Below are 15,235 nucleotides of genomic sequence, written 5' to 3'. Positions count from 1 at the left end.
TGCTTTACGGTGCGTAGACATAGGGAAAAGGTAGATCTTGGACTTCCTCCCAACGCTCAATCTGAAGAACAGGCATCTCAAAGCCTTGATAACTCCCTGGTATGATGGTACCTCTTGCTTTGATCCAACTATCTACGTCAGGATCCTCTTGACTGATGGCGAGCAAGCCAACGACGGATGCATCGGCGATACAGCAGACAATGGCGTAACGGCCCAAGACAAAGTGATTGTCTTGGTAGTCTCCTTCACGATAGACAAATCCTTCGATCTCAACGTGCCGTTGGTAGTATTGTTGCGGTGATGACAAGATGGCTGTGAGATAAGACACAAAGTTCAGATCGGTAAAGACTATGGTGCCTTGATGCGGCGGCTGTTCGTCGGAGCCACGAGGATTGGCTTCTAAGATAGCCCATTCGTTCCAATCTGTTTCACAGTATTCAAGTTCTTCTTGCCATTCAAGTTCTCCAAACTCTTCCCAATCGCCCCAATCCAGTTCTGTAAAGGCCCTAAAGCCAGGGGTCTCTCCTCTACCGCCAGTACTTGCTTCCATCGTTGGTTGATTGCTAAAGCCGAAGGGTCGAAAGTTTTTCTGACTGCTTAAGGAGAGGTCAAGTGGTTGCGGTGGTAAGAGAAAACCAAGGAGAAGCATGACGCTAAAGACAGCGTAGGGCCAGCGAGGGCTTTGCGTGGTGCTGTTTTTGGTTCTACTTTTGATGCTGCGAATAAGGCAGTAAAGGGCTAAGAGAGTTAAAACATTGGCAGCTACTACTGTGAAAGGAATATAGCGAGGGTGAATATAGTAGGGCAGGTTGCCGGTAAAGTACAGTTGCCAGAGGTATATGCTAAAAAGAAGCAGAAGCAGACCCTGTAGGAGGGGCTTTCTTTCTAGTGTTAGATGCTTCACTTTATGATCAGCCTCTTTTCTACATAACACATTGACACAGGGAGCGGTTCTGCTGTGTTATGAAATAGTTACCTTGTGGTGGGGGCATTCCATAAGGAGGATGGTCCTAGAAAAAAAAGGTGTCGATTGATAATCCTACTAGTAATGCTGCTGTGGAGACGATGGCTATTAGTAAGAAAACATAGCTGCGGCGGAAGAAGCCTAGCATCATGAGGGTGTTTTTGACGTCAATCATGGGGCCAAAGATAAGAAAGGTTAGGATGGCACCGGGTGTGAAGGTGCCGACAAATCCAGCGGCTACGAAGGCATCGGCCGCTGTACAGATCGACAAAGCAAAGCCAAGCAGCATCATGGTGAGTACAGCTAGAAGGGTTTCTTGGCCGAGGACTTGTAAGCTTGATTGGGGCAACCAGACCTGGGCGGCTGCGGCAAGTGCGGCACCTACGAGGAGGTAGGCGCCTACGGTGAAGAATTCGTCGACAGCATGGCGAAGAAAGTTGTTGGTCTTGCTAAGAATGCTTTTTATGGTGCTGTTTTGCCCATGGTGATGGTGATGTCCATGGCTCTGTCCACAGCTACTATGGCCATGGCTACAGCCGCAAGCTTCTGTTGTTATCTTTGCCTGAGGACGTATTATTTCTGTACGTAGGTTATGCTCTCCTTTTCTTTTTTCTAGTACAAGCAATATGTAGCCTACGAAGAGTACGATAACAAAAGCGCCGACAAAGCGTAAAGCCACCATATCCATTTGTCCATAAAAGGCGTAGTAGGTAGAAATGGCTGTAATGGGGTTGATAATCGGAGCGGCGAGCATAAAAGGGAAGACTTGGGAGGGCCGAACACCTTTGAGCAGGAGTCGCCTGGCGATGGGTACCATGCCACATTCGCAGAAAGGAAAAAGAATACCGAGGAGCCCCGCTAATGGTGTTCCTATGTAAGGGTTTTTGGGCAAGACTTTCTGTAAAGCTTTTTCGCTGACAAAGACTTCTAAGAAGGCGGAGCCGAAAATGCCTAGCAAGATGAAGGGGGTTGCCTCAATGGCAATGGCTAGAAAAATGGTTACAAAAGCTTGTAAGTGCGGTGTAAGCAAAGACCCACTTTCTAAGTTGGTGAAGTGTGGCATCTGAATGACGACAATGATTCCCGCCATCAGTAAGATGAGGGTAAAAAGGATACGCTCGAAGCGCTTGAAAAGTACCATCTCTTGTGATCACCTTTTATTTATTAATCTGAGACAATTGTGTATTTCTGCTTGTCTCTTCCACTCGTCTTTTACCATCTTATTTTTTCTTTTCTAAAAATATCATAACATCTTTTTTGTGACCTTGATATGATCTATATTTATACCCTCTATATAAAATATGCATTGTATTTATGAGCAGCTTTCCACTATAATCAAAACATAGACAAAGACAGGGGCAATGTTGGGCAAACCTTTTACAGGGTGCCAGGTTGCCTTTTCAAATGCCCATATTGTGAAAACTTTAATTTATTTGTGGAAGGCAGGATACATATGCGCGAGTATTGGAAACGACTGTTTCAGAAGAAGCCTTCGGTCCTCCGGGATCTATTGCCGGAAAAATTCTATGATTATATTGAACAAAATCATGTTCATCTCGGTTATGAGACATTTGTCCTGCGCTTTCCTAACGGTCATCTCATCCAAGTTAATTACCGTCTGACCTCGCCCGATCAATCTCCCTTTACCGTTACCTTGGGCAGTTGGAGATACAAGAAGTTCCCCAAGCCGACCACGTGTGCCTTTGAGTCCCATTTCAAAGAAAGCACTACCTTAGAGCTTTCAGCTGCGGAGTGGGTGGCGTTGCTAGATCAGATGGAGGCACTGCCCGTAAAGGATGGTGTAGTTTCCTCATCTTCACGAGAGCGGCTCGCTAAGATTTCTTGATTGCTGAAGACAAGTCTACAACTGATGGCATGTCGTTACATTGAGCCAGTGAATGCAAGTCCGCATTCACTGGCTTTTATCATCGTATGGCTGAAAAACTTCCTTTTTTGTACATACTGGAGCTGTACGTTTTTTAGAAGGATTATGTGTAATGGCTCTAATCCAAAACCCTCACAATCGCAAAGCAAACAGCCTGATCCATTCGAAAAGCCCCTCTCTCCTATAGCATGCTTACAATTCGTGGACTGGTACCAATGGTGCGACGAAGCTTTTGAAAAAGCAAAAAGGGGAGATAAGACAGTTTTTCTAAGTATTTGCTATAGCACCTGCCACTGGTTGTCATGTCGGTAAACTCAACTACATAAGAAATCAGTAAAACAATATGGTAATTTTTTCATATTTCATTTATAATAGTCTCGAGGTGAGAGAACATGAATCTACAAGCCATCCAAAAAAAAGTAGAGCCTATCTTCTCACGTTATGGTGTTGTACAGGCTTTTATTTTCGGCTCTTTCGCCCGTGGAGAAGAAACAGAAAATAGTGATATTGATTTGTTAATTGAATATGCCCCTAACGCAAGAAAATCTATGTTTGATTTTTGCAAGATGATTGAAGAACTAAAAGATGAACTAGGTCGCGACGTCGATGTTGTGACGGTAAAGGGACTCTCCCCTTTCCTTCGAGATATTGTGGAAAAAGAAAAGAGGGTGATCTATGATAATAAATCAGCGTGATCGTATCTATCTTATTCATATGCTTGATTCAATTGAAAAAATTGAAACCTACCTTCAAGTAATTTCCCAAGAAGAGTTCTATCAGTCAACACAGCTACAAGATGCTGTAATTCGTCGATTAGAGATTATTGGAGAAGCAGCAAATAAAGTTTCTCGTGAATTTCAACAACGAAATGTCGGTATTCCTTGGTCCATGATAATATCAATGCGTAATATGCTTATCCATGAATACTTCGGTGTTGACCTCGAAATTGTCTGGGATACTTATGTCCACAACCTTCCAGAATTAAAGAATCGTCTAGTTTGCTTATTAAATGAAAGCCAACCATAAAAGTACCTCTATTGCTGGAGAGGCACTGCAATGGTTGGCTTTTTTAATTTCTTTAATAACGAAACTGTCCATAGAGAGGCTGTAAGGCTTCCTTTTTTGTACATACTAGGAATGTACATTTTTTAGGAGGTCTTACTTCATATGGCCCTAACCCAAAACCCCCACAAGCGCAAACCAAACAGCCTCATCCACTCCAAAAGCCCCTATCTCCTGCAGCATGCTTACAATCCTGTGGACTGGTATCCTTGGAGCGAAGAGGCTTTCGAAAAAGCAAAAAAAGAAGACAAGCCCATCTTCCTCTCCATCGGTTATAGCACTTGTCACTGGTGTCACGTAATGCAAAAAGAATCCTTCGAAGATGAAGAAGTGGCCGCTCTTTTAAAAGAGTCTTTTATTGCTGTAAAAGTAGATCGGGAAGAACGTCCCGATATTGATCATATCTACATGACTGTTTGCCAATCTATGACGGGCCACGGTGGTTGGCCTTTGACTGTCTTTTTGACGCCTGATAAAAAACCTTTTTTTGTAGGTACTTACTTTCCCAAGCATAGCAAGCACGGACGGCCTGGCATGATGGATTTATTGTCAGTGATTCAGGAAAAGTGGCAGACAGAACGGCCGAACTTAGAGATTATCGGTCAAAGAGCCATTACGTCTCTTCAAAAAGAAGTGGCTTCTCGCTCTGACGAGGAGCTACGAGCGGAAGTTCTGCGTGAGGGCTATCAATGGTTACGCAATCAATTTGACAAAAACTATGGCGGCTTTGGTCATGCGCCTAAATTTCCAACACCTCATAATCTCTCTTTTTTGCTGCGCTATTGGAAATATGGCCGTAGCGAAGAAGCCTTGGCCATGGTTGAGAAAACTTTGCAATCCATGCACGCTGGCGGGATTTATGATCATCTTGGCTATGGCTTTTCCCGTTATTCAACCGACGATAGGTGGCTTGTACCGCACTTTGAAAAAATGCTGTACGACAATGCTTTGCTAGCCATTGCGTATCTAGAATGCTATCAAGCGACGGGCAATGACTTTTACGCCCAAGTCGCCCGAGATATTTTCAGTTATGTGCTTCGTGATATGACCGATCGAGAGGGTGGTTTCTATTCGGCTGAAGATGCTGATTCTGAAGGCGTGGAAGGAAAGTTCTATGTCTGGACGCCCCAAGAAATTAAAGCCGCTCTTGGCGAAGAGATGGGTACGCTTTTCTGTCAGTATTATGACGTAACTGAAAAAGGCAACTTCGAGGGGCAGAGTATCTTAAACCGTATTAAGGGTCGGGAGCAAGCTTTTTGTCCTCCCTATGGTGAAGAAGAGTGGAGAGACAAGCTTTTTGCAGCGCAGCAAAAGCTATGGGTCCTTCGTGAAAAAAGAGTGCATCCCTACAAAGATGATAAGATTTTAACGTCTTGGAACGGTATGGTGATTGCGGCCCTCGCTATGGGAGCGCGAATTCTGCAGGATGAGCAGTACTTGGTGGCGGCTGAAAAATCCTTTCATTTTATATGGAAGCATTTGCGCAACGATCAAGGCCGTTTGCTAGCTCGCTATCGCGATGGGGAAGCAGCGCACCTAGCCTATCTTGATGATTATGCCTATCTGATTAACGCTTCCTTAGAGCTTTATCATACAAGCAAGAAAGCAGAATATCTGCAAAAAACGATAGCGCTGCAAAAGGCGCAGACAGCTTTATTCTGGGATCAAGAAGAAGGCGGCTTTTTCTTCTATGGCAGAGACGGGGAATCTTTGCCAGTTCGCCCTAAACAGATATACGATGGTGCTACGCCTTCTGGAAATGCTGTCTCGGCCCTCAATTTGCTGCGCCTTGCTCGCTTAACCGGTGATAGTGCCTGGGAAGATCAAGGGATGGAGCTTCTGAATGCTTTTTCTGCCCAGATCTCTGCCTATCCTGCTGGGCATTGCTATTCTTTGATGGCACTCTTTTTCGCTTTTACACCCAATAATGAAGTGGTCATCGTGGCCGATAAAAATCTTGAAGAAGCGCAGGAAAGCTTGAAGGATCTTGAGCAACAGTTTTTGCCGGAAACTGTTTTCCTTTATCGTTTTGCAGGCCCCGATTATAAAGCGATTGAAGAGATGGCGCCTTTTGTCCGAGATATGAAAACGGTCGATCATCACCTGACCTTCTACGTCTGTCGTGACTTTGCTTGTCAGCAACCGACGACCAATCTTGATGATGTCAAAGCAAGCCTAGAGGCCCATTAAGAAAAATGTCAATAGCAAGAAGATTGTAGAGAGAAACAAGATGATGATCCGAAAAGATATTTTTATAGTTGTGCTATAGTGCAACAAGCTCTACAATAGATAGGAGTAAGATGGAAAGGGGCGATTTTTATTCCTATCGCAAAAAAGATTGAGACACAGTTGTCCCAATCATCATGGATTCGTAAGATGTTCGAAGAAGGCGGCCGGCTAAAAGCTATTTATGGCGCTGACAAAGTCTATGATTTTACTTTAGGAAATCCTACTGATGAGCCTCCACAGGCTTTCCGACAAGCTTTACAAGAAATCGCCACCCATCCTGTCCCCGGTATGCATCGTTATATGAGCAATGCCGGCTATGCTGAGACTCGTGGCGCGATTGCGGAAGTATTGCGCGAAGACAGTGGCGAAGATGTACAAGCTGATCATGTAATTATGACAGTTGGTGCCGGTGGTGGTCTCAATGTGATTTTCAAGGCCCTTCTCGATCCAGAAGATGAAGTGATAATCTCTGCACCTTTTTTTGTAGAGTATAAATTCTATATTACCAATCACGGTGGCACGCCTGTGGTGGTTCAAAGCCGTGAAGATTTTCAGCTTGATCTAGAAGCCATTGGCGCGGCCATTACAGAGAAGACCAAAGCGATTATTATTAACTCTCCCAACAATCCTACAGGCGTTGTCTACAGTGGCAAAAGCCTTGATCAACTCCACCAGCTGGTGGAAGAAAAAAGCGCTCAATATGGTCGCACCATTTATGTAGTTTCTGATGAGCCTTATGCGAAAATTGTTTACGATCAAGTCAAAGTACCTCCTGTGTTGGGACATATTCGCAATAGCATTGTTGTAACGTCTCATAGTAAGGATCTGGCTTTGCCCGGTGAGCGTATTGGTTATATTGCTGTCAGTCCTCGCATTGACCAAGTAGCGCTTCTTGTCGATGGTCTTGTCTTTTGCAACCGCATCCTCGGCTTTGTGAATGCGCCTGCACTTATGCAACGACTGGTCGCAGGCATTCAAAGAGAAAGTGTTGATATACAAGCGTATCAAGAAAAGCGAGATTTGCTATACAATCATTTGACTTCGATTGGTTTTGAAATGGTCAAGCCAGAAGGGGCTTTTTATCTTTTCCCGAAGTCTCCTCTGGAAAAAGACATTGATTTTGTGGAGGCTGCGCAGAAGCACAATATTCTCGTTGTGCCTGGCAGCGGCTTTGGACAGCCTGGGTACTTCCGTATTGCTTATTGTGTTGATAAGGCAATGATTGAGCGTTCTTTGCCTGCTTTTACGGCGTTGGCTAAGGAATTGGGACTACCGAAGTAAAGGCTTTTGTGCCGCTTTTGTGCGAACTCGTCATGCCCGGTCGGGCACAACCAACGATGAAAATCAAGTTTTTCTGATCACGTTGGGGTTACTTCTTGCAGAGGGCCAGGGCATCACGCTTTCCTCCGCTCTGGACTGGTCCCACGCTGTTACCGCCAGCAAGCTACTGATGCGCTGAGGTCCCAAGTCCCGCTGCGGAAAGCGTGATGCCCTGGCCCAGAGCGTTTTTTGCTGATTGTTACTCCCGTTGACATAGCTTGGCGAAACTATCTTCTATACGCAACTACCTATTGTATTTGCAATGCAATAGGCCAAAACTCAGTCACAACCAGCAAAATGTACCTGGGTCAGGCGTTATGACTTCCTGGAGAGAGGACTTCAGACCTCAGCCATCGGCAGCTTGCTGCCGCTCATGGCGTGGGATGAGTCCGTTCGGAAGGAAATCATAACGCCTGACCCACCACAGTAGCTATTTTCGGACTAACCAGTCATGCCTGGTTGGGCACAACCAACGATGAAAATTGCGTGGCAAACGAAACGTCCCCGTGACACGCTGCCAAACGAAACGTCCCTGTGCCACCAAAAGAGTCCCTTTTATGGGGGGACTCTTTTTTTGTACTTTGATATTTTGAGCTTAAGAGTCTTCTACTTTGTGAATGTACTCTAGCTTGTCTTTGTAAAGATCAACATAGAGAGTCCCATCGCTTTCTAAAGATGCGTAGAATACATCGGAGATACGCTCGATTTTTCTTCTTCGCAATTCATCATAAAGCCAACTAAAGGTAAGGTTGTTCTGCTTTAAGTTCTGCTCTATCACATCACCGTCTTTGATAATTTCAGTGGCCAATCCTTTATAGGTTGTGGGTCGACCTAGGTCTTTCATGGTGACAGGCTGGTATTGTGATTTTTTGAGGACACTTAGATAGCCGTGGGGTTCAAAGACAGCAAATTCTACTTCCCTGATATCAAAAATTCCTTTTTCTCGTAGTTGCATCTCTAGATCGTCTAGATGAAGCCGTAATTTGAGCATGTTGTGCTCAAGGATTTTTCCATTTTGAATTACTACAACAGGTTCACCTTCTAAAATTTTGCGAGCGGAAAGATTGCTTGTTGTAAAAAAAGACGTAGCGATAATACAGATGGTTAAGATCAGCGGACTTAAAAGGACCCAGCGCCCTTCTACTTCTGTGACAATAAAAGCACCTGCTACGGTGCCCATAACAATGCCAATGACAAAATCAAAAAAAGTCAATTGAGAAAGTAATTTCTTACCAATGACTCTACTTAAAATAATCAGTATGAAGAAAACAGCGATTGATTTCCAAAGTACTTTGATAAATTCTTCCAAGGAAAGCCTCCTTTCTATGAGCATTATCTCTCCTAATAAGACAGCTTATGACATTTTGTTCGCTTTTTTAAAGCCATAGAAAAAGAAAATGTTCCAAACCTTTATTTTTTACATAAAATGGTTAAAAGTGCTTAGTCTTCTCCCATCATAAAAGGAGAGAGCGCCAAATGATCTATCTTTATGAAGTACCTTGTGATCCCAAAATTATCAGCCAGAAAGTCACAGGGCCTCGACTTAATGTAACTCATCCACGATTGGTCAATTTTTGTGATTATTCAATTGAAGAATCAGTCAATGAGCAGATCAAAAATCTTGTTCAACAGATGATTCAAACATGTGCTCAAGATCATGAATCGGTTATGATCACAGGACGATATAAAATTAACTTAAATACCAAGTATCTGCTCAGTTTGAGCCAAGAAGTCTTTTCACAACGAACCAACCAAGAGACTCTTTACTCGATGATGAAATCATTAAACTTTGATCTCTTTACCGGTAAAAAGCTAACATTGCCCGATCTCTTTGACAAAGAAAGTGACTATGAGAAAATATTTACCTTTCCATTCGTGGTGACAGCAGAGCCCTTCAGAGAACCCTTCCCAAAAGAAAATGATTATTTTTTAACCTTTAAGGATCTTGTTGTGATTATAAATCAAAAAGAATTTTCCATCCCTCTATTGAAGTTGAAAAAAATACTTTTCAACGACAGTCCCGTAAAACGGTTACTGCTTCATCTTTAAAGGAAGAAAAAGCCTTAAGGATTTCTGATCCTCAAGGCTTTCTTTTTATCGTTTTGGCGGAATTAGGAGAACGGGAACAGGCGAGTTGCGAAGGACGTTATAACTTACACTGCCTAGAAAAAGTTCTTGTATAAACCCTTTTCCCTGGCTACCCATAATGACGAGAGAAAAATCTTCACTTTTTAGCTTGTCGACTATTAGTTCTTTGGGGTAGCCATAGGTTAGTTTTATGTGGGCTTCTCTGGCCCCTAGTTCGACTAATTCTTGACTTTGCTTTTTAAGATTGTCATACATTTCATCGGCAATGTCGTCGATTTGCTGCCAGTAATATGTTTCAATGAGACTTCGATCTTGTACATGTAACATCGTGACGGTGCAACCAAACTTTTGAACGATTCTTTTTACCTGCACAAAAGCTTGCTCCGATGCTTCTGAGAAGTCCGTACAGTATAGAATGTTCGAGCAGAGATTCTCAGAAGGCAGTTGATAAGTTTCTTCGGCATCGGTGAGTGAGATAGGTATGAAAAGGCAGGCTCTCGATGTATTTTGTAAAACTTCAGAAGAAACGCTACCAATGGCGAGCTTCTTGAATATGCCTTTGCCGTGAGAGCCGATTATGATCACGGATACATTTTCTTTTTCCGCGATTTTTACCAATTCTACAGCAGGGACTCCAATGGTTACTTCTACGGTAACTGACAGCCCCTGTTGTTCTAGTATTTTCTTTTGTTGCTCTAGCTTTTCTAGAACTTCTTCTGAAACCTTACTATCTTCTTCATCGTGTCGTGCTTTTGTCATAATGTGTGCAAGGATAAGTTCTTTGAGTCCAGCACTTCCGAGCTTTTCCGCAAACAAAGACAGCTTCTCCGCAGGTGGGGATAGGTCTGTGCATAGTAGTGCTTTCTCTAGCATGGCTCTTCCCCCTTCTTGATACCTTCGATTACTACCACGACAGGGCTTTCGCAACTTTGTCCATTGTGAAAGCTTTCGTAATATAATGGTAAAGTATTGTTTATCCTGCGTCAAGAAGTGCTTATATTTTTAAGCCATACTTTTGAGCAATCTCTTGTGCTTCTGCTATTTTTTCTGGAGAAGGTGCTTTTAGATCGGCGAGAGGATTGGCGATTCCAAGTGCTTCACGCTTGGCGCTGCCTAGTTGATGAAAGGGCAAAAATGTAATTCGTTCTACCTTATTCATGGTAGCTACATAAGCGCAAAGCTTTTCTATATCTTCTGTTGCGTCGGTGTAGCCTGGCACTAAGACGTAGCGAATCCAGGTGGCTATGTTTTTTTCTGTTACATACTGAGAAAAAGCAATGCTCTTGTAGGCGTCAACGCCTGTGATTTGGCGATGTTTTTGCGGATCCATATGCTTAATATCAAGTAGAACAAGATCAGTATAAGGGAGAAAAAGTTCAGCCTTCTCTTGATCGCAAAAGCCCGATGTATCAAGACAAGTATGAATCCCTTCTCCCTGACAACGTTGAAACAATTCAGCCAAAAAATAAGCATGTAAAGTCGGTTCGCCGCCGGAGACGGTGAGTCCGCCTCCGGAGCGATCGTAAAAAGCTTTATAACGTTTTATTTCTGCAATGACTTCTGATACTGTTGTTTCTTTTCCTACTGATGGATCCCAGGTATCGCTATTGTGACAGTAAAGACAGCGCAGTGGACAGCCTGCTAGAAAGAGAATAAAGCGAATGCCTGGACCATCTACCGTGCCCAATGTTTCGATAGAGTGAACAGGCGCTGCTATATCGTTAAAACTTTTCATGGAAAGTTCGTTGGATGACGTCGAGCTGTTGTTCTCGAGTCAATTTAATGAAGTTAACAGCATAACCGGAGACACGGATGGTGAGTTGAGGGTATTTCTCGGGTTGCTCCATGGCTTCGATCAGTTGCTGGCGGTCTATGACGTTCACGTTGATGTGATGTCCTCCTTGCTGAAAGTAACCATCTAAGAGTGCCGTAAGATGGTTGATTCTTTCTTCCGCTGTGCTTCCGAGCGCCTGGGGTACGATGGAGAAAGTGTAGGATATGCCATCCTGGCTATGTTCATAGGGTAACGTAGCCAGAGAGTTCATGACGGCTAAAACACCTTTGCGATCTCGTCCACACATGGGGTTGGCACCGGGTGCAAAAGGCTCTCCACTTCTTCTTCCATCGGGTGTATTCCCGGTCATTTTGCCGTATACAACGTTAGAGGTAATCGTTAGTATGCTTTGCGTAGGCACCGATTGACGATAACTTTTGCAGTTGCGTAACTTGTTCATAAAACGCTTGACCATGTCAACAGCAATCTGGTCGACTCTCGGATCGTCGTTGCCGAAGGCAGGATAGTCTCCTTCTATGCTGTAATCAACAACCAGACCCGCTTCGTTGCGAATGGTAGAAACTTTGGCGTAGCGAATGGCTGATAGTGAGTCGACAACAACAGAAAATCCAGCAAAGCCGCAGGCCATGGTCCGTACAATATCTCGATCATGAAGAGCCATCTGTAAGCTTTCATAGGCATACTTGTCGTGCATGGCATGGATTATATTTAGCGTGTCCATATAGAGGCGTGCTAACCATTCTAAGAAGGTGTCATAACGTTCCATCACTTCATGATAGTCAAGAACTTCCGCGGTGATAGGGGTAAAAGGCGCACCCACTTGTTCCCCTGTTAATTCGTCTTTACCACCGTTGATGGCGTAAAGTAGGGCTTTTGCTAGATTGGCACGAGCTCCAAAAAACTGCATCTGCTTTCCTAAGCGCATGGCCGATACACAGCAGGCAATGCCGTAATCGTCGCCCCAGTAGGGACGCATGAGATCGTCGTTTTCATATTGGATGGCTGATGTTGCTGCGGAAAGTTCGGCACAAAAACGCTTAAAAGGTTCGGGCAATTGCGCTGACCAGAGTACCGTCAAGTTCGGCTCCGGCGCAGGTCCGAGATTTCGTAAGCTCTGCAAGGTGCGATAGGCGTTTTTCGTTACTAGAGTACGCCCATCTAGACCCATGCCGCCGATACACTCTGTAATCCAGGTGGGGTCACCACTAAAAAGTTCGTTATAAGCGGGGGGACGGAGAAAGCGAACAGCACGAAGCTTCATGATAAAGTGATCCATCAATTCTTGGATTTCTTGCTCTGTATAAAGGCCTTGCTCTAAATCTCGTTCCATATAAATATCTAAGAAGGTAGAGACGCGACCTAGGCTCATGGCTGCACCGTTTTGCTCTTTTACAGCGCCAAGGTAGGCAAAATAGAGCCACTGAATGGCTTCTTGGCTATTTTCTGCAGGACGACGAATGTCGAAGCCGTAGGATTGTGCCATGGTAATCAGATCTTTTAATGAAACTATTTGCTGTTGCAATTCTTCGCGCAGGCGAATGCTCTCTTCATCCATATAGACGAGACCCACTGTAGAGAGTTCTCTTTTTTTCTCTTCGATCAACCGCTCGACACCATAAAGAGCTACACGACGATAATCGCCAATGATTCGTCCACGTCCATAAGCGTCAGGAAGGCCTGTGATTAAGCCTGATTTGCGGGCTTTGCGCATCTCTGGTGTGTACGCATCCATGACAGCTTGGTTATGGGTTTGACGATATTCGGTGAAAATACGCTCGATTTCTGGGTTGAGCTCATAGCCGTAGGCTTCACAAGATTGCTTTACCATACGGATGCCGGCAAAGGGCATGACCGATCGCTTTAAGACTTGATCGGTTTGTAGACCTACGATCTGCTCATTTTCGCGTTCAATATAACCGGGAGCATGAGAAGTGATAGTGCTAACCTTGTTGGTGTCTACGTCGTAAACGCCGCCGCGCTGTCGTTCTATTTTCATTTCCTCAGAAAGTTGAGAGAACAGCTCTTTCGTTCTTGCTGTTGCTTCTGTTAGAAAGTCTTTCGTACCATGGTAAGGTTTGTAGTTATCTTGTATAAATGCCCGGACATCGATTTCTTTCTTCCACTTTTCACCTTTGAATCCATTCCAGGATTTGCTCATGAGTTTTACCTCCTGCTCTGCGTTGATTGACAATGCTGCTTAAGGTCGATGGTGTTACATTTCGTGAAAAATAGTTCTCTTGTCCGGGTTCTCTATTTTTTGCTATACTCTAGTGTTTAAAATAGAGAGACCGCCTGGACAAAGATCGCCCAGGCGGTCGGCTTTTTAAGATATAGTCACACTCCCTGTGGTAAACTCCACTTCCGCCAGTTATGTGACCCCTTTATGCAGTTGCTGTTGATGATTTGTATACTGTGATTATAGGTCGGTGTACATCTTTCTGTCAAGGTGAAAAAAAACTGTGGGTGGACATGGGGGTTCGCAAGAAAAAAGCCTTGCCTCCAAGGCAAGGCAACTGTGATTCTTCTCTGTAAACCATGGTTTTCTTTATTTTACAAAGTCAGCACCCATTTTGGTTAGAGCAGCAAATACAATACTATAGGCAGCTATGCTGATTGCAGAGGATGCAAAAAGTTTCGTCTTCCCCATGCCAAAGGCTCGAGCTAGTACACCAATTACCCAAGTACCGATAAAAGGTGTTGTGACAAGTACCATGTAGGCTCCGTACTCTTTGACTTGCTTGCGAAAACGATGCTGTTTCAGGGCTTCTAATCGCTTCTTAATCCATTCTACTTTTGTAAATTGGTCGTAAAAGTATACAAGAAGTGGAATCGGTAAGAAGTTACCTATACCGGCCCAAATAATCGTTGAGATAGGATCAAGTCCCATAAGCATGGTACTTGGGACGGCAACGTAAATACCGAGTGTAGGAGCAAAGCCAAGAAACCAAGCCGTTAGACACAGTAAGATATACTCCATCGATGCAGACCTCTTTTACAAAGACGTAATGGAAAAACGCGTACCAAAGTTTTGTTAATACTTCCTTTTAGGTTATTAAAATCATTATAACGTAAAATGAGTAAAATTCTCAAGGATAACTCGCTTTTACGTGCTATTTTTTCATTATATGCCTGAGAGGCTCTGTTTGCTTATGGGTCGCTGAGGGAGTAAATATGAGTAAGGGGTACGGGTGTCGTGACCTAAAAGAGATAAGGAAGCTAAAGAGTATGTGCGTAGAATGTGGAAGTTGGTGCGAAGAAATAGAAGAAAGCCTAGATCAAAAGTTCTAGGCTTTTTATTTATTGCTTTGCTAATGAGGTCTGTCTCTATCTCTGAAGAAGACTTATGTCTCACAGGCTTTATCTATTTGGACTAACAGCATGTTAAGGCACCGTTGCTGCATCCTTGTTGCTTATAGTGCTGATATTTCTTCATATAGTCAACAATTAAAAGATCTAACTCACAAGAAAGCTTGTACACTTTGTCGTAGGCTTCTCCCGCTTCAACGGCTTGATACATGGCCTCCCGTTTTTTGTTAATTTTCCTGAGCAAGGCGATTTTTTCTTTCATACCCCTCATTCCTTCATAATAGGTCGTGGTTGCCATTTTTTCCTTAGTTCGACAAGTAGTTACAAATACCTTCTTTTGGGTGATAGTTTTTTCAATTACTTTTTTGACTTTTTGCATGCTTGAGCAAGGAGTTGTGTCAGGTAAAAAGGCTTTCGACAGTGAATGTTTTGCTTTATTTCCATTTTTCAGAATTATTGTATCATTTTTATGTTATTTCGACAGTGATTGTGATCACGTGTTAGAAGTTTCGATCTCGAAAAATAGAGAAGCTTGGAATTTAGAGGTTTTTCAGTTACCCACAGGAACATTTTTTATGGCAAAAAG

At 43.6% G+C, this 15,235-nt stretch carries 15 protein-coding genes and 1 riboswitch; of the genes, 7 read left to right on the top strand and 8 right to left on the bottom strand.

What is annotated here, in order from left to right; all coding sequences use genetic code 11:
* Window positions 1-4: 4 nt before the first annotated feature.
* Together FTV88_RS00995 and FTV88_RS00990 are read right to left on the bottom strand one after the other, a co-directional pair.
* Window positions 5-904, bottom strand: coding sequence for a TIGR03943 family putative permease subunit (locus FTV88_RS00995; RefSeq protein ID WP_162007840.1), 900 nt, complete (start codon window positions 902-904; stop codon window positions 5-7).
* Between the two features lie 106 nt (window positions 905-1,010).
* Window positions 1,011-2,105, bottom strand: a complete 1,095-nt coding sequence (locus tag FTV88_RS00990) for a permease (RefSeq protein ID WP_153723979.1) — start codon at window positions 2,103-2,105, stop codon at window positions 1,011-1,013.
* A gap of 312 nt (window positions 2,106-2,417) precedes the next feature.
* On the opposite strand from FTV88_RS00990, the gene FTV88_RS00985 reads away from it, so the two are divergent.
* From FTV88_RS00985 to FTV88_RS00960, 6 genes are all read left to right on the top strand, one after another.
* A complete protein-coding gene (locus FTV88_RS00985; RefSeq protein ID WP_153723978.1) occupies window positions 2,418-2,810 on the top strand; it encodes a hypothetical protein in 393 nt (130 codons plus the stop codon).
* Between the two features lie 24 nt (window positions 2,811-2,834).
* A complete protein-coding gene (locus FTV88_RS16265) occupies window positions 2,835-3,161 on the top strand; it encodes a DUF255 domain-containing protein (protein WP_368277433.1) in 327 nt (108 codons plus the stop codon).
* An 80-nt stretch (window positions 3,162-3,241) separates the two neighbouring features.
* Window positions 3,242-3,544, top strand: coding sequence for a nucleotidyltransferase family protein (locus FTV88_RS00975; RefSeq protein ID WP_153723977.1), 303 nt, complete (start codon window positions 3,242-3,244; stop codon window positions 3,542-3,544).
* Window positions 3,525-3,875: a HepT-like ribonuclease domain-containing protein gene (locus FTV88_RS00970; protein ID WP_153723976.1), complete on the top strand. Its 351-nt coding sequence runs from the start codon at window positions 3,525-3,527 to the stop codon at window positions 3,873-3,875. The genes FTV88_RS00975 and FTV88_RS00970 overlap by 20 nt, the downstream gene beginning before the upstream one ends.
* A 141-nt stretch (window positions 3,876-4,016) precedes the next feature.
* Window positions 4,017-6,101: a thioredoxin domain-containing protein gene (locus FTV88_RS00965; RefSeq protein ID WP_153723975.1), complete on the top strand. Its 2,085-nt coding sequence runs from the start codon at window positions 4,017-4,019 to the stop codon at window positions 6,099-6,101.
* A 129-nt stretch (window positions 6,102-6,230) separates the two neighbouring features.
* On the top strand, window positions 6,231-7,421 hold the full coding sequence (locus tag FTV88_RS00960) for a pyridoxal phosphate-dependent aminotransferase (RefSeq protein ID WP_153723974.1): 1,191 nt from the start codon (window positions 6,231-6,233) through the stop codon (window positions 7,419-7,421).
* A gap of 634 nt (window positions 7,422-8,055) precedes the next feature.
* Here the strand turns inward: FTV88_RS00960 and FTV88_RS00955 are convergent.
* Entirely contained in the window at window positions 8,056-8,769 is a 714-nt protein-coding gene (locus tag FTV88_RS00955) for a YetF domain-containing protein (RefSeq protein ID WP_153723973.1), read from the bottom strand.
* A 167-nt stretch (window positions 8,770-8,936) separates the two neighbouring features.
* On the opposite strand from FTV88_RS00955, the gene FTV88_RS00950 reads away from it, so the two are divergent.
* Window positions 8,937-9,509, top strand: coding sequence for a hypothetical protein (locus FTV88_RS00950; protein WP_153723972.1), 573 nt, complete (start codon window positions 8,937-8,939; stop codon window positions 9,507-9,509).
* A gap of 45 nt (window positions 9,510-9,554) precedes the next feature.
* Here FTV88_RS00950 and FTV88_RS00945 read toward each other — a convergent pair whose 3' ends face one another.
* The 5 genes from FTV88_RS00945 to FTV88_RS15485 all read right to left on the bottom strand — a co-directional run bounded on the left by FTV88_RS00945 (window position 9,555) and on the right by FTV88_RS15485 (window position 14,911).
* Window positions 9,555-10,421 (bottom strand): universal stress protein, encoded by an 867-nt coding sequence (locus tag FTV88_RS00945; RefSeq protein ID WP_153723971.1) that lies wholly within the window; start codon window positions 10,419-10,421, stop codon window positions 9,555-9,557.
* Between the two features lie 121 nt (window positions 10,422-10,542).
* The gene (pflA, locus tag FTV88_RS00940) at window positions 10,543-11,283 is read right to left on the bottom strand and encodes a pyruvate formate-lyase-activating protein (RefSeq protein ID WP_153723970.1); all 741 of its coding nucleotides are present in this window, start codon (window positions 11,281-11,283) and stop codon (window positions 10,543-10,545) included.
* The gene (gene pflB, locus FTV88_RS00935) at window positions 11,270-13,501 is read right to left on the bottom strand and encodes a formate C-acetyltransferase (RefSeq protein ID WP_153723969.1); all 2,232 of its coding nucleotides are present in this window, start codon (window positions 13,499-13,501) and stop codon (window positions 11,270-11,272) included. Before pflB ends, pflA begins: the two co-directional genes overlap by 14 nt.
* A 140-nt stretch (window positions 13,502-13,641) precedes the next feature.
* A riboswitch (ZMP/ZTP riboswitch) is annotated at window positions 13,642-13,725 on the bottom strand.
* A 163-nt stretch (window positions 13,726-13,888) separates the two neighbouring features.
* Window positions 13,889-14,320 carry a small multi-drug export protein gene (locus FTV88_RS00930; protein WP_153723968.1) on the bottom strand — a complete coding sequence of 144 codons (432 nt, stop codon included), beginning with the start codon at window positions 14,318-14,320 and terminating at the stop codon, window positions 13,889-13,891.
* A gap of 393 nt (window positions 14,321-14,713) precedes the next feature.
* Window positions 14,714-14,911 carry an aspartyl-phosphate phosphatase Spo0E family protein gene (locus FTV88_RS15485; protein WP_162007839.1) on the bottom strand — a complete coding sequence of 66 codons (198 nt, stop codon included), beginning with the start codon at window positions 14,909-14,911 and terminating at the stop codon, window positions 14,714-14,716.
* Between the last annotated feature and the right edge of the window lie 324 nt (window positions 14,912-15,235).

It is taken from the genome of Heliorestis convoluta, assembly GCF_009649955.1.
Lineage (GTDB): Bacteria > Bacillota > Desulfitobacteriia > Heliobacteriales > Heliobacteriaceae > Heliorestis > Heliorestis convoluta.
Note: the sequence above shows the minus strand (reverse complement) of the source record. Positions and strands in the feature narration are given on the sequence as shown.